Here is a 13158-nt window from a genome sequence, read left to right as displayed (position 1 = left end):
TGCGTAAAATCAAACTCCGCTTAGCTAACCGACAAAGTATTGCCATGAGTCACGACAACAACAGCCGCCTGGTCTACAGCACGGACGGCGGTATGATCAAGGAATCCGCCCCCACCCAGAGCGCCTCCCCCTTCCCCGCCGACGGCACCGTGCGCATCCGGCGCGAGACCAAGGGACGCAAGGGCGCCGGGGTCATCACCATCCACGGTGTGCCGGCCGAACAGCAGAAAACCATCGCCACCCTGCTCAAGAAGAAGTGCGGTACTGGCGGCGGCCTCAAGGAGGGGATCATCGAGATCCAGGGGGACAAACGGGACCTTATCAAGGCCGAGCTGGAGAAGGCCGGTTTCAGCGTCAAGCTGGTGGGCGGTTGATCTGCTTGTCTCTCCCGCACTTTTTCCCTAGAATGCCGGCTCCCATCGAGGGGGAGTAGTCTCGCCACGGGTGCCAACCCGGTGCGCGATCCTGATCAACATACTTGGTGCCAACTCACCATGGTCAGGATGATCCGGGCAATGCCGGATTTGACAAGACCTTTGACGGGCCAGTGCCAATACCGGGGACGGATGGCGCAGGCTTGTCTTTGGTTTATAACAATTCCGTCCCCCGGTCATATTTATGGAAGCCTTGTTAACCTCAACCCTGAGCGTGGCCATCGCCGAGATCGGCGACAAGACCCAGCTCCTGGCATTGCTGCTCATCTGTCGTTTTCGCAAACCCTGGCCCATCATCGCCGGCATGCTGGTCGCCACCCTGCTCAACCATGCGGGTGCCGCCTGGATAGGGGAGTTCATCAGTCGCTGGATGGATCCCAAGGTGATGACCTGGCTGGTCGCCGGTGCCTTCATCGCCATGGCAGTCTGGATCCTGGTGCCGGACAAGATGGACGATGAAGAGAGTTCCCTCGACAAATACGGCCCCTTCATGGCCACCTTCGTGCTGTTCTTCATCGCCGAAATCGGCGACAAGACCCAGATAGCCACTGTGCTGCTGGCGGCCAAGTACGACTCCCTGACTCAAGTCATCACCGGCACGACCATCGGCATGATGCTGGCCAACGTACCCGTGGTGCTGCTTGGCAAGCTGGGGGCCGACAAGCTGCCCCTCAAGGGGATCCGCATCGCCTGCGCCATCCTCTTCGTGGGTCTGGGCGCCAGCACCCTGATCTTCGTCTGACGCGCCAGCAACGAGGGGATAGGATGGGCGTGAGCACCCATCCATATCCCCGTCTACCCGTCATGCCAGCCCCCTCCTCCCGGTCGGGGCTTTTTTGTTGCCCCTGCCCCTGTCGCTTCAGCGCCAGCGGGGTCTGCCCCGGGGCGCAGCGCCGTGCCATAATGCCTTACCATTCAGGCACGACGGCTTCAGGAGCCCCCATGCACGTCACCTCAAGACAGACCTTGCTCGACTGGGTCAGACGCGGTCGTCTCCCCCGGGAGTCATTGCCCGCCGCCCTCGCCCTCTGCGATCTGCCCCCGGCCCCGGTGCGCTGGCAGTGGTTGTTCGACAGGCTGCTGCTCTGGCTCGGCTGCCTCTGCCTGGGGGCGGGCCTGGTGTTCTTCGTCGCCTTCAACTGGCAGGCGCTGGGCCGTCTCTCACGCCTCGCCCTGCTGGAGCTGCCCCTGCTCGCCATGCTGCTGGTGCTCTGGCGCAAGCCCCTGGCCAATACCCCGCGCCAGGCCCTGCTGCTGGCCCTGGCCCTCAACATAGGCGCCCTGCTGGCCCTGGTGGGTCAGACCTACCAGACCGGCGCCGATCCCTGGCAGCTCTTCGCCACCTGGGCCCTGTTGCTGCTGCCCCTGGCGGCGCTCGGCAGAAGCCCCCTGCTCTGGACCCTCGCCTGGCTGCTCGGCCAGCTGGCCCTGGTGCTCTACTGGCGCCTCGGCCTCATCGATCTCTTCTTCTCCTTCGATGAGGAGGCCCTCGGCTGGTGCCTGACCCTGCTCAACGCCGCCCTCTGGGGTCTGCTCATCCTGGCCCCCGCGCGTCTGGGGCTCATGCCCTCCTGGCTCCCGGGGCTGGCCGCCGGGCTCGGGGTCACCCTGCTGGCCCTGCTGGCACTGTTCGATGCTGCCTCCCCCTGGGTCTGGCCTGCCTGGCTCGCCTGGCTCGGCGCCGCCTACCTGCGCTGGCACCACAGATTCATCGCCGGGCTCGCCATGGGATGTCTGAGCCTTATCGCCGTCACTCTCGCGGCGCTGGGCAAGTGGATGGAGCCGGACATGAACGGCTTTTTGCTGTTATCCCTCATCGCCATAGGTCTGTCGGTGATGGCCAGCCGCTGGCTGCAACAGCAACGGAGGCAACATGTCTGAACTGAGCCCTTGGGAGAGGCTGCGGGCCGCCCATCTGGTGGAGGGCGACGCCCCCCGGGACGAGCAGCCTCACTGGTCGAGCCGTTTCCTGCTCGGCATGGTGGGCTGGCTGGCCGCCCTCTTCCTGCTGTTCTTCCTGTTCATGGCCTTCGAGAGCCTGATCCGCGAGCCAAACCACGCTCTTGTCATGGGCACCCTGCTGATGGCCGCCGCCCTCGGCCTCAACCGCCTGGCCCGGCGTAGCGATCTCTGGGATCAGTTCGTGCTGGCGCTCGCGCTCGCGGCCGATGCCTGGCTGCTCTATGGCCTCATCGACCAGATTGACCCCCACTCGGCCCCGCTCTGGCTGGGATTGGCCCTGCTGTCGCTGGCCATCGCCGCCCTGTTCGAGCACTGGCTGGTTCGCCTGTTCCACAGCTTCGCCGCCGCCATCCTGCTGACCATGGGGCTCGCCTGTCTCGGCCTGCAACTGCTGGCCCTGCCGCTGGTGATGGCCGCCCTCACCTTCTGCTGGCTTTGGGCCGAGCGCGACCCAGAACGCCACTCGCTCTATGAATCCCTCACCCTGGGGCTGGCACTCTCCCTGCTGGTGCTGGGGCGACTGCATCATCCCCTGTGGGACGGCGGCACCAGCGTGCTCGACGAGCTGGGCCACTCCCGCCTGCCGCTTATGCTCAATCCCCTGCTCTGCGCCGCCCTGCTGCTCGCCGTCATGATCCGCCTCAAGCTGCCACTGCTGTATGGCCTGCCGCTGGTGGTGATCAGTGCCCTCATCCCCGGCATGGGGGCCGGCGCTCTGGTGCTGGTGCTTGGATTCTATGCCGGCAGTCTCGGGCTCATGACCCTGGCCGGCCTGCTGCTGCTCGGCTTTGGCTCTCTCTATTACTACGATCTCGGGCTGACCCTGATGACCAAATCCTGGCTGCTGCTGGGCTCGGGGGCCCTGCTGCTCGGCACCCGCCAGCTGTTGAAAATCCTCGGCAAGGAGATCGCCTCATGAAACGCTTTGCCCTTTTGCTGACCGGCCTCGCCACACAGCCGGGCTCCGGTCCCCTGTCGCAGCGCGATGACCAAGGGCTCAAACACCTGGATGGGAGTATCCCCTCATGAGACGTCTTGGTTTCTTTCTGACCGGCCTCGCCATTCTGGTGGGCATCAATGTCACCGTCTGGCGTTTCGAGCACGCCATCAGCAGCGGCGAGACCGTGCTGCTGGAGCTGGCCCCGGTCGATCCCCGCTCCCTGATGCAGGGGGACTACATGCGCCTGAGCTACGCCCTCGCCCGCCAGTTGGGGAGTCCGCACCAGGAGGGCGCCGCCACCCAGACCCTGGTTATCCGCCTCGATGAGCAACAAGTGGCACAGCGGGTGGAAGGGGGCAGAACCGACGCCCTGGCCCCGGACGAGCGGCTGCTGCTGGCCCGCTGGCAGCAAGGCCAGTGGCGGATAGGGCCGGATGCCTTCTTCTTCGAGGAGGGGACGGGCGAACAGTACGAGCAGGCGCGCTATGGCGAATTCCGGCTGCAACCGGACGGCGGAACCCTGCTGGTCGGCCTGCGGGACGAGGCGCTCAAGCCCATCGGCCACACCCGTCCGGCCTGGTGATGCGCCATCCGGGGAGCGCATTCCCGCCTCTCCTCTTGCGCCGCACCCGGGGGGCAGCCGCAGTTGTTCGCCCCCTCGGGTGGCGAAACCCCGTGGCTTGACAACACTTGAAGCTGGGCACTCGGCAGCAGGACGGTCAGGATGAGAACAGGGATGCCAGGGATCACACGCACGCTCGGGGGCACCATCACGGGCATGGCCGCCCTGCTGGCGACACTCTGGGGCGGGCCGGGGGAGATGGGAAAGGCCAGCGCCAGCCCGGCCCTTGGCAAGCTGCATTACCTCAGCGAAGAGTACAAACCCTATAACTTCACCGGAGAAGATGGCACCCCCAGCGGCTTTGCCATCGAGCTGCTGCACCTGGTGTGGCAGAAGACGGGCACCCCGCCCCAGGCGATCAGCATCCTCCCCTGGGCCCGGGGCTACTACCTGCTGACCCAGAAGCCCAACGTGGTGCTCTTCGCCACCGCCCGCACCGAGGCGCGGGATCCCCTGTTCAAGTGGGCCTGCCCCATCGGCTATGCCGAAATCGTGCTGATGGGGCTGGCCAGCCATCCCCTCAAGCTCACCCGGCTGGAGGATGCCCAGCAGCACACCATAGGCGCCGTGCGTGCCGACGTGGGTGAGCAGTTGCTGCTCAACAACGGCTTCGACGAGCAGAAGATAATGACCGCCAACCGCCTACCCCAGGCCCTGCGGATGCTCACCTCGGGCCGGGTCGACCTCATTTCCAGCAACAAGGCCACCTTGATGGATCTCATCCAGGCCCAGCAGCTGGATCCCGCCCAGTTCGAGGTGCGCTGGGTGCTGAGTTCGGAGCAGTTCTGCTTCGCCTTCAGCCATCCGGTGGACGATGCCCTGGTCAAGGAGTTCCAGCACGGCCTGACCCAGGTGCTGGCCAGCAGCGAGTTCCAGCGGATCCAGCACAAGTACTTCCCGATCCCCTGACGCTCAGCGCCACGACAAGGAGCCGGGATGGGCTCCTCCCTTTTTCTGGGCCTGGCATGCCCGCCACGCCCTTCTCGGCCGCTCCCCGCCTCGGCGGTCGCTGACTCCCTCACAAACACCATGGAATGTCAGACGCTGGTCACCACAAGGGGTGACGCGGAGCGTCCCGGCTCCGTAAAATGGTGCCGGGAGCCTGTTGGCCCCACTCTCCCGGTGCAGATGGCACTTTGTTTGGACATATCAGGACTGAACATGCATAAAACAGTGAAGTGGTTGATGGGTGTCTCGGTGTGCGCCCTGTTGATGGCGTGCGGCGGCGACAAGACCACGGGCAAGGCCTGTCTCGGCGCCAACAATGACTCTCTGGTGGAGGGGATGCAGGACAAATGCAAGGCGGGTGACACCGTGGCCACCAAGCACCCGGCCTATTTCTGCGACTTCAACTACGCCGTCGCCTACAACAGTTACAACTCCGCTATCTGCGTCTACTCGGGGGCGTTAAAACCGGAGCGCACCACCGAGAAGTCATAGCTCAGCAGGCTCACCGGGAGGTCGCCATCAGGCCGCAGAGCCAGGGCCCGGATTGCCGGGGCCCGTCGGGCAAAGAGGGACGCCATGGCGGCGCCCCTTATTTGAGCCGCATCATTTGACCCGCATCAGGCGGTGGAGCTGCCCGCCAAACTCCAGCTGGACCACCTGGGATCGCGCCATGGCATCGACCCGGGCCAGCATCTCGGCGCTGTAGCCCTTGCGGTGCATCCACTGCATGGGCTCCTCGAAACTGCCCTCGTTGACGATGAAGGTATCGGTGTAGGCGTCCTTGATGATGCTGACCACCCAGATACGCTGCTGAAACTCCGAAAGTTCCGCAAAGAGGGTGGCCACTTTCGCCGCCAGGGCGCGGAGCTGGCCGATAACGCGGTTTGCCATGGTAGAGGGTGCCTGTGTTGAGGGAGACGCATCCTAGCATCCCGGGCGCGGGGGCAACAATGCGCGGCATCAAGGGCGCGGCGCCTGGCCTCATTCCCATGGGCCGGGGCGCCCTGGATGCAAGGTTCCCGTCACCCCAGCGCGCGGCGCTGGCGCTTGACTTCATACATGCTCGCATCGGCCTGGCGCAGGGCCTCGTCCACGCTGGTGTGCGCAGGATCGACCGCCACCACTCCCACGCTGGCCCCGGGGTAGTGCAGCACCCGGGACTTGATCGGCAACTGCAGCACGCTGTGCTCGAACAGCCGATGTCGGAAGCGTTGTACCGCCGCCTCGAGCGTCTCCTCCCCCGGGATCGGGCCCATGCCCACGACGACGAACTCATCGCCCCCCATCCGCGCCAACATGTCGCCACGGCGCAGGGCCGACCCCAGTTGACGCGCCATGGTGGTCAGCAGCCGATCCCCCGCCTCGTGACCGTGGATGTCGTTGATCTGCTTGAAGCCATCGAGATCGATAAAGGCGATGAGCACAGGGTGTCCGGCCCGATCCGAGAGGGAGAACAGCCGGGTCAGCTCCTGCATCAGGGCCCGGCGGTTCGGCAGCCCGGTCAGGGGATCGCAGAGCGCCTGGCGTGACAGCTCGTCGTTGGCCCGCTGCAACTGCAGCAGCAATTGTTCTCGCTCCACATGCTCGGCGATGAGCCTCGCGAAGAAGGCAACCAGCTCCTCGGAGCCGGCTACCAGGGGTTTTTGCTCGGCGCTGGCGCCACACAGGGTGCCGTAGAGTAACCCCGAAGGGGTGCGCACCGGGCTGCTCAGATAGGTGCGAATGCCCATGGCCCTGGCCGCTTGTGAATCCCCCCAGCACTCGGTGACGTTGTCGGTAAACAAGCGCCCCTCATCGATGGCCCGCCGGCACAGGGTATCGCTCCAGTCCACCGCCGCCCCCTCCGGGATCTGCAGCCCGGCCACGTTGCGGGCATAGCGGATATGCTGGGTGCTCTGCCCGACATCGATCTCGGTGAGATAGGTCGACTCCAACCCGGTCACCGCCTCGAGCATTTCCAGCAGGGGCCGGGTCAGGCTCTCCAGATCCCGCGCCGCCGTGACCCGCTCCGACAGGGTCTGCAATATCTTGTCCATGCCTCTCTCCACTACCTGCATGTGATGGGCGACCACCTTAGCCAACCCGGGACACGCCAGACAAGTGCGAGAAAGGGGTAGGCCGGGGAAATACCACCCCGTTCACACTTTGGCGCGCCCACCGCCACGGTCTGACGCCTCGCCCCGCCCTTGGCATGCGGCCGTAACTTTGAACCAGCGCAAAAAACCTGTCGATTCTGACAGTTGAGTCAGCAATATCCGTGGATCGGGCCCCGTCGGCTCCGTAGGATGGGAGTGGGTGCCCGTTGGCCCCCCCCCTCCTGACGGCGGTTCACGACGCACTCTGGCAGCCGCAGTCAGGCGGTAGCGTCCCTGACGGATGCCAGCCCGGCATCCCGCACCTCGGCGAGGGGCGAGGGATCCCCCCTCGACGGGGTTTCCGTCGGCCCCGGGACAAGTAGGGTCGAGTAGGGTCGATTAGCGAAGCGTAATCGTCCGCGGTAATCGTCCCCTCGCCCCTTGGGGGAGAGGCATTGGGTGCCAATAAACCTGTAGGGTCGATTAGCGAAGCGTAATCGTCCACGGTAACAATCCCCTCTCCCCTTGCGGGTGAGGGGTAGGGTGCAATAAGCACAGCGCATTGCACCACGGTACCAATTCCCTCTCCCCTTGCGGGAGAGGGTTAGGGTGAGGGGTCGGTAACGCCATTGCTTGGTGGAATATCGCTCCACGCCTGAATGGCATGGCTTCGCCATGCAGGACACGAGGGCGCTGCCCTCGACGGGGTTTCGCCGCCGCTGCGCGGCTTGGCGAGTGACTTTGGAAAGACCCAAAGTCACCAAAGGTCTTCTCCCCCACTTGTTCGCCCTCCTGCGTCGGGTTCCCTCGGTTCACCCGTTTGTCCCACGGCACGCGCCGATGGGCCATCCCTGGCCCAGCGGCACTCGCTCGGCGTCCTGCCTCGCGGCCTGGACAAACGGGCTCACCTCGGCGAACAAAAGGGGGCAAAAAACCTGAATCCTCAACTCCGAGGCCAGTTAACCGAACCCAATGTATTCGTGACAATGATCGGGAGGGTTGTTATCTCTGATCCGGCCCCTCGCCCACCCCATGGCGAAATCAGATTGCCACACCTATGCAACAGGCATCATCGATATAGTTGCATAGGTGAAAAAATCATTGCGAGTACAGCAGCAAGCAGCTCGCATCCCTATTGGGAGATAGCTTTATATAGAATGTCCGAAAGTGAAAATCACACTGTGACAAAATGTTATTTCTAGAATTTCTTACTTATTTATTAATTTAAGAGCTCATTCGTAGAAGTTATTTGGAGACATACAAAATTGTCAAACGTAACACCGCAAGTGGTAAATAGCAGTGCGATCCCTGCTTGGAGTGGATTCGTTTATCAAGGGAAAGTAGCCCTCTACCATGTAATAAAAATATTATCTGAAGGTAATACTCATGCTAGGGAAGGTGCGAATAAGTCATATGGCACGAGAGCATTTACTGGTAACCCATTGATATTAAATGACTAAAATTTTCATTTTTTGTTCGTGGGATACTTGTTCGCACTTTCCCTAGGAATTTTCATTGACATGCCTGAAGGAGAGCGAAAAAATGCGACTATGAATTTTTTCACCACAAAAGATTTCCATCACGATGCAGCTCTATCCATGAGTAGCGGGCAAATTAGTGCTTTATCGTTATCATTATTCTTAGCATTAAATAAGAAGTATGCAAAAACAGCATTCTTATTTATAGATGACCCTACGCAATGCATGGATGAAATAAATATAGCATCGCTGAGTGACTTGCTTAGAGTTGAGTTCAGAGATCGACAAGTGATCATATCCACTCATGAGCAAGATATATCTAACTACTTATGTTATAGATATGGTAAAGCAGGTCTTGATAGACAAAAAATTAATTTATTACAAAAATCCAAAAAGCATTAAAGCAGGCTTTTGGTCAAAACTTACAAAAGATAATATATTTAACATTACGCTTTAAAAAACCGCAGCCTTGAGCTGCGGTTTTTATTTCTATTCCCCCAAACACTCTCGTACCCAAACCAAAACGCTATTTCGTCAACCCCCTGCACTGCTCTCCCCCTGCGGCGGATAGGCGGCCAATATGAAATATGAAGGGCAGGCACAGTATTGGTCCCCCTGCAAACCTCCGAGTCGAGTTCAACGGGTCAGGAGCGCCATCAGGGATGATGGCGCAGCCGCAGTCGGCATAGGGGCCAAATCGGGTCAGGGCGAGCACTGCTCGACCCCGATTTGGCGCGAGAACAGGGAGGTTCGAAGCGGGCTTTGGCCGAAGCCAGGGATGGTGTAGGCCAAAGTGCCGTCTGCGGCGCTCCGTCCGACCCGTTGGACGAGACGAGGGAACCCGCGAAGCGGGCGGTTTGCCGGGGGAAAAGACTTTTGGTGTTATTTGCCAAAGAGAGCGGTCTTTCAAAAGTCACTCGCCAAGCCACGTAGCGGCGGCGAAATCCCTTCGAGGGCACCGCCCTCGCGTCCTGCATGGCGAAGCCATGCCATTAAGGCGTTGGACGGCATTCAGCCGAGGAATGACGTTAGCTCCCCTCACCCTGGCCCTCTCCCGCAAGGGGAGAGGGGATCAGAGCGCAGAGGCTTGAGAGGTGTCGAGGGAAAAGGCACAAACAAAAACCGCAGCCCTTGGGCTGCGGTTTTTTTATTGGCTCAACCGGTTGGCGCGAGCAGCGCCACCAGCCTCAGGCACGGCGCCAGCTGGTCTTGCCGGCGCTGTCTTCCAGCACGATTCCCATCTCGGTGAGACGGTTGCGGGCGGCGTCGGCGGCGGCCCAGTTCTTGTCGGCGCGGGCCTGGTTGCGCTGGGCGATCAGTTGCTCGATCTCGGCCACTTCGTCGTCGGCTTCATTGCCCTTGAGGAAGGCGTCCGGATCCTGCTGCAGTATGCCGAGCACGGCGCCGAGTTCTCGCAGGCGGGCACCCAGGCCAGCGGCGACAGCGATGTCTTCGGCCTTCTGGCGGTTGATCTCGCGCACCAGATCGAACAGGGCGGAGTAGGCTTCCGGGGTGTTGAAGTCGTCGTCCATGGCATCGACAAAGCGGGCCACCTGCTCGTCGCCACCGGCGGCGGCGGCCACCGGCAGGTCGCGCAGGGCGGTGTACATCCGCTCCAGGGCGGCGCGGGCCTGCTTCAAGTTATCTTCCGAGTAGTTGAGCTGGCTGCGGTAGTGGCCGGACATCAGGAAGTAACGCACGGTTTCGGCGTCAAAATGGGCCAAGACGTCGCGGATGGTGAAGAAGTTGCCAAGGGACTTGGACATCTTCTCCTTGTCCACCATCACCATGCCGCTGTGCATCCAGGTGTTGACGTAGTCGCCACCGTGGGCGCAGCAGGACTGGGCGATCTCGTTCTCGTGGTGGGGGAACTGCAGATCCGAGCCGCCGCCGTGGATGTCGAAGTGGTTGCCAAGGTGCTTGGAGTTCATGGCGGAGCACTCGATGTGCCAGCCGGGGCGACCCGGGCCCCAGGGGCTGTCCCAGGTCGGCTCGCCGGGCTTGGACATCTTCCACAGCACGAAGTCCAGGGGGTTGCGCTTGGCTTCGACCACGTCGACCCGGGCGCCGGCCTGCAACTGCTCCAGATCCTGGCCGGAGAGCTTGCCGTAGTCGGCGAAGGACTCGACGATGAACATGACGTCGCCATTTTCCGCCACGTAGGCGTGCTCTTTTTCCAGCAGGGTTTCGACCAGAGCGATGATTTCACCAATGTGCTGGGTGGCGCGGGGTTCGATGTCAGGGCGCAGCATGCCGAGGGCGTCGAAGTCCTGGTGCATGTCGCCGATCAGGCGCTCGGTAAGATCGTCGCAGGTGACCTGGGTCTCGGCGGCGCGCTTGATGATCTTGTCGTCCACGTCGGTGATGTTGCGCACATAGGTGAGATCGTAACCGGCGTAACGCAGGTAGCGGGCCACCACGTCGAAGGAGACGAAGGTGCGGCCGTGGCCGATATGACAGTGATCGTAGATAGTGACGCCACACACATACATGCCCACCTTGCCCGGGTGGATAGGTTTGAATTCTTCTTTTTGACGAGTGAGTGTGTTGTATATCTTCAGCATCTTATGACCACTGCCTGTGAGTAAAATGGTCTGACATTCTAACCGCATCCGGTGGAGAAAACGAGGCAGAAAAAGCGCCGGATCCCCCATGCCATCTATGCCGCAGCCCCTCGATGGGCTAGAATTGCCACCACTTTATGCCATACACCTGCGGGCACTTCATCGCCCGCATCAAATGAAAGGACATATCATGGTTACTCTGCACACCAACCACGGCGACATCACTCTGACCCTGAACGCGGAAAAAGCCCCCGAGACCGTGGCCAACTTCCTGCAATACTGCCGTGACGGTCACTACGACAACACCATCTTCCACCGCGTCATCGACGGCTTCATGATCCAGGGCGGCGGCTATGCTCCTGGCTTTGAAGAGAAAGAGACCCGCGCCCCCATCAAGAACGAGGCGGCCAACGGCCTGTCCAACAAGATTGGCACCATCGCCATGGCCCGCACCAGCGAGCCGCACTCCGCCAGCGCCCAGTTCTTCATCAACGTGAACAACAACGACTTCCTGGACTTCAAGTCCGCCACCACCCAGGGCTTCGGCTACTGCGTGTTCGGTGAAGTCACCGCTGGCATGGACGTGGTCAACAAGATCAAGGGCGTCAAGACCGGCAACTCAGGCCGCATGCACCAGGACGTACCGGTTGAAGACGTGGTCATCACCAAGGTCACCCTTGCTGACTGATTGTTTTCTACTGCGTAGCGATGAAACTGCGGCCCCGGCCGCAGTTTTTCCATCTGCGCAGGCCACCCCTGCCAACTGGCGCCGCCTCGACTATCTGGCCCGGGGCAATCCCCGCCAGCGCTCCGCCCACGCCCTGCTAAGCAGTGGTGTGTGGGATACGCTGGGGCGCCTGTGCCAGGACCTGGCCCTGGTGAGCACGGTCGCCATCGGGCTCGACCTGCCCGGCAGCGATCTCGACATCCTCTGCCAGCACCCTGAGCCCGCGCGCCTCGCCGCCCTCTTGCGTGAGCAGGGCTGGACGGTCAGGGGCAAGGGGAACCAGGTGTGGCTGATGGAGCAGACCCTGACCGGCCCGGACCAGGCGCGCTGGCCGGTGGAGCTCTATGTCACCCCGGCCCGGCTTGAGACGCTCAACGGCTGGCGTCACCTCAGCCTGATGGCCGCCCTGCTGGGGCACTTTGGCCACGACTTCCATCAGGCCGTGCTGCGTCTTCGCCTCGGGGAAGGACTCAAAGGAGAGGCCGCCATCTGTCGTCTGCTAGGGCTTTGCGGCGATCCTTACGCCGCGCTGCTGACCCTGGAGGGGCGCAACCTTGCCGAGCTCCACTGGCAGGCACGATCCCTGAGCGACTCGCCCACGCCGGCAGGCTCCCCTGCCCCCCTTTGCCCGGATCCCATCAAGAGCACTCATCCCACATCATGAGCACCCTTTTTATCAGTGACCTTCACCTCTGTGCCCAGCGGCCCGACATGACAGCCGCACTGGTGCGCTTTCTCGAGCGCGATGCCCCCAAGGCCGATGCCCTCTATGTGCTGGGTGATCTGTTCGAGTTCTGGATTGGCGACGACGATCCCAACCCGCTCCACCAGCAGGTGGCCGAGGCCTTCCTGGCCCTGAGCCGGCAGAACGTGCCCATCTACTTCATCCACGGCAACCGCGACTTCCTGCTGGGAAAGGCCTTTGCCAAGCGGGCGGGCATGACGCTGCTCGGCGACCCCTGCGTCATCGATCTCTACGGGCAGCGGGTGCTGCTGAGCCACGGGGATCTACTCTGCACCCTGGATCTCGGCTATCAGAAGTTTCGCCGCATCACCCAGCAGAAATGGCTGCGCTGGCTCTTCCTGCGCCTGCCGCTCACCCGCCGCCAGATCATCGCCAGCAAGATGCGGGGCCAGAGCCAGATGGAGAATGCCGGCAAGCCCCAGACCATCATGGACGTGACCCCGGCGGCGGTCGATGCCCTGCTGCGCCAACACGGCTGCCGCCTGATGATCCACGGCCACACCCACAGGCCCGCCGTCCATGACTTCATGCTGGACGGCACGCCGGCGCGGCGCATCGTGCTGGGGGACTGGTTCGAGCAGGGATCGGTGCTGAGCTGCTCCCCGCAGGGCCAGCGGCTCGAGAGCCATCCTTTCCCCGAGTGACGCCTTGTCAGCGGAGATA

14 protein-coding genes are annotated in these 13158 nt (G+C 62.2%); 11 read left to right on the top strand and 3 right to left on the bottom strand.

Features of this window, described 5'->3' with window-relative positions; translation table 11 throughout:
- Positions 1 to 44 precede the first annotated feature (44 nt).
- The 7 genes from KI797_RS07570 (at position 45) to KI797_RS07540 (ending at position 5398) form a co-directional block, all read left to right on the top strand.
- Positions 45 to 374 (top strand): translation initiation factor, encoded by a 330-nt coding sequence (locus KI797_RS07570; protein ID WP_218409123.1) that lies wholly within the window; start codon positions 45 to 47, stop codon positions 372 to 374.
- A 244-nt stretch (positions 375 to 618) separates the two neighbouring features.
- Positions 619 to 1176, top strand: coding sequence for a TMEM165/GDT1 family protein (locus tag KI797_RS07565; RefSeq protein WP_041205993.1), 558 nt, complete (start codon positions 619 to 621; stop codon positions 1174 to 1176).
- 200 nt (positions 1177 to 1376) lie between these two features.
- Positions 1377 to 2315 (top strand): DUF2157 domain-containing protein, encoded by a 939-nt coding sequence (locus tag KI797_RS07560; protein ID WP_226172355.1) that lies wholly within the window; start codon positions 1377 to 1379, stop codon positions 2313 to 2315.
- Positions 2308 to 3315, top strand: a complete 1008-nt coding sequence (locus tag KI797_RS07555) for a DUF4401 domain-containing protein (protein WP_226172354.1) — start codon at positions 2308 to 2310, stop codon at positions 3313 to 3315. The genes KI797_RS07560 and KI797_RS07555 overlap by 8 nt, the downstream gene beginning before the upstream one ends.
- A 106-nt stretch (positions 3316 to 3421) precedes the next feature.
- Positions 3422 to 3919, top strand: a complete 498-nt coding sequence (locus KI797_RS07550) for a GDYXXLXY domain-containing protein (RefSeq protein ID WP_218409126.1) — start codon at positions 3422 to 3424, stop codon at positions 3917 to 3919.
- A 195-nt stretch (positions 3920 to 4114) separates the two neighbouring features.
- The gene (locus KI797_RS07545) at positions 4115 to 4867 is read left to right on the top strand and encodes a substrate-binding periplasmic protein (protein WP_005328035.1); all 753 of its coding nucleotides are present in this window, start codon (positions 4115 to 4117) and stop codon (positions 4865 to 4867) included.
- A 252-nt stretch (positions 4868 to 5119) separates the two neighbouring features.
- Positions 5120 to 5398, top strand: coding sequence for a hypothetical protein (locus KI797_RS07540; RefSeq protein ID WP_042648950.1), 279 nt, complete (start codon positions 5120 to 5122; stop codon positions 5396 to 5398).
- Positions 5399 to 5509: 111 nt separating this feature from the next.
- Here KI797_RS07540 and KI797_RS07535 read toward each other — a convergent pair whose 3' ends face one another.
- Complete coding sequence (locus tag KI797_RS07535; RefSeq protein ID WP_226172352.1) at positions 5510 to 5797, bottom strand: hypothetical protein; 288 nt, start codon at positions 5795 to 5797, stop codon at positions 5510 to 5512.
- 131 nt (positions 5798 to 5928) lie between these two features.
- Positions 5929 to 6942 (bottom strand): GGDEF domain-containing protein, encoded by a 1014-nt coding sequence (locus tag KI797_RS07530; protein WP_226172348.1) that lies wholly within the window; start codon positions 6940 to 6942, stop codon positions 5929 to 5931.
- A 1559-nt stretch (positions 6943 to 8501) separates the two neighbouring features.
- Here KI797_RS07530 and KI797_RS07525 point away from each other — a divergent pair.
- Complete coding sequence (locus KI797_RS07525; protein WP_226172345.1) at positions 8502 to 8861, top strand: P-loop NTPase family protein; 360 nt, start codon at positions 8502 to 8504, stop codon at positions 8859 to 8861.
- Positions 8862 to 9646: 785 nt separating this feature from the next.
- Here KI797_RS07525 and cysS read toward each other — a convergent pair.
- Positions 9647 to 11023: a cysteine--tRNA ligase gene (gene cysS, locus KI797_RS07520; RefSeq protein WP_226172342.1), complete on the bottom strand. Its 1377-nt coding sequence runs from the start codon at positions 11021 to 11023 to the stop codon at positions 9647 to 9649.
- A gap of 190 nt (positions 11024 to 11213) precedes the next feature.
- On the opposite strand from cysS, the gene KI797_RS07515 reads away from it, so the two are divergent.
- From KI797_RS07515 to lpxH, 3 genes are read left to right on the top strand one after another with little or no spacing between them, the layout of a single operon-like run.
- A complete protein-coding gene (locus tag KI797_RS07515) occupies positions 11214 to 11711 on the top strand; it encodes a peptidylprolyl isomerase (protein WP_005330899.1) in 498 nt (165 codons plus the stop codon).
- Positions 11701 to 12414 carry a DUF4269 domain-containing protein gene (locus tag KI797_RS07510; protein ID WP_226172339.1) on the top strand — a complete coding sequence of 238 codons (714 nt, stop codon included), beginning with the start codon at positions 11701 to 11703 and terminating at the stop codon, positions 12412 to 12414. The genes KI797_RS07515 and KI797_RS07510 overlap by 11 nt, the downstream gene beginning before the upstream one ends.
- Positions 12411 to 13139 (top strand): UDP-2,3-diacylglucosamine diphosphatase, encoded by a 729-nt coding sequence (lpxH, locus tag KI797_RS07505; protein WP_226172336.1) that lies wholly within the window; start codon positions 12411 to 12413, stop codon positions 13137 to 13139. The genes KI797_RS07510 and lpxH overlap by 4 nt, the downstream gene beginning before the upstream one ends.
- Positions 13140 to 13158: the final 19 nt, after the last annotated feature.

Source organism: Aeromonas media, from assembly GCF_020423125.1.
GTDB classification, from domain to species: Bacteria; Pseudomonadota; Gammaproteobacteria; order Enterobacterales; family Aeromonadaceae; genus Aeromonas; species Aeromonas media.
Note: the sequence above shows the minus strand (reverse complement) of the source record. Positions and strands in the feature narration are given on the sequence as shown.

Excerpts from the sequence above, each read along its gene's own strand:
- KI797_RS07570 (WP_218409123.1), top strand. The coding sequence starts at position 45 with ATGAGTCACGACAACAACAGCCGCCTGGTCTACAGCACGGACGGCGGT.
- KI797_RS07565 (WP_041205993.1), top strand. The coding sequence starts at position 619 with ATGGAAGCCTTGTTAACCTCAACCCTGAGCGTGGCCATCGCCGAGATC.
- KI797_RS07560 (WP_226172355.1), top strand. The coding sequence starts at position 1,377 with ATGCACGTCACCTCAAGACAGACCTTGCTCGACTGGGTCAGACGCGGT.
- KI797_RS07555 (WP_226172354.1), top strand. The coding sequence starts at position 2,308 with ATGTCTGAACTGAGCCCTTGGGAGAGGCTGCGGGCCGCCCATCTGGTG.
- KI797_RS07550 (WP_218409126.1), top strand. The coding sequence starts at position 3,422 with ATGAGACGTCTTGGTTTCTTTCTGACCGGCCTCGCCATTCTGGTGGGC.
- KI797_RS07545 (WP_005328035.1), top strand. The coding sequence starts at position 4,115 with ATGGCCGCCCTGCTGGCGACACTCTGGGGCGGGCCGGGGGAGATGGGA.
- KI797_RS07540 (WP_042648950.1), top strand. The coding sequence starts at position 5,120 with ATGCATAAAACAGTGAAGTGGTTGATGGGTGTCTCGGTGTGCGCCCTG.
- KI797_RS07535 (WP_226172352.1), bottom strand. The coding sequence starts at position 5,797 with ATGGCAAACCGCGTTATCGGCCAGCTCCGCGCCCTGGCGGCGAAAGTG.
- KI797_RS07530 (WP_226172348.1), bottom strand. The coding sequence starts at position 6,942 with ATGGACAAGATATTGCAGACCCTGTCGGAGCGGGTCACGGCGGCGCGG.
- KI797_RS07525 (WP_226172345.1), top strand. The coding sequence starts at position 8,502 with ATGCCTGAAGGAGAGCGAAAAAATGCGACTATGAATTTTTTCACCACA.
- cysS (WP_226172342.1), bottom strand. The coding sequence starts at position 11,023 with ATGCTGAAGATATACAACACACTCACTCGTCAAAAAGAAGAATTCAAA.
- KI797_RS07515 (WP_005330899.1), top strand. The coding sequence starts at position 11,214 with ATGGTTACTCTGCACACCAACCACGGCGACATCACTCTGACCCTGAAC.
- lpxH (WP_226172336.1), top strand. The coding sequence starts at position 12,411 with ATGAGCACCCTTTTTATCAGTGACCTTCACCTCTGTGCCCAGCGGCCC.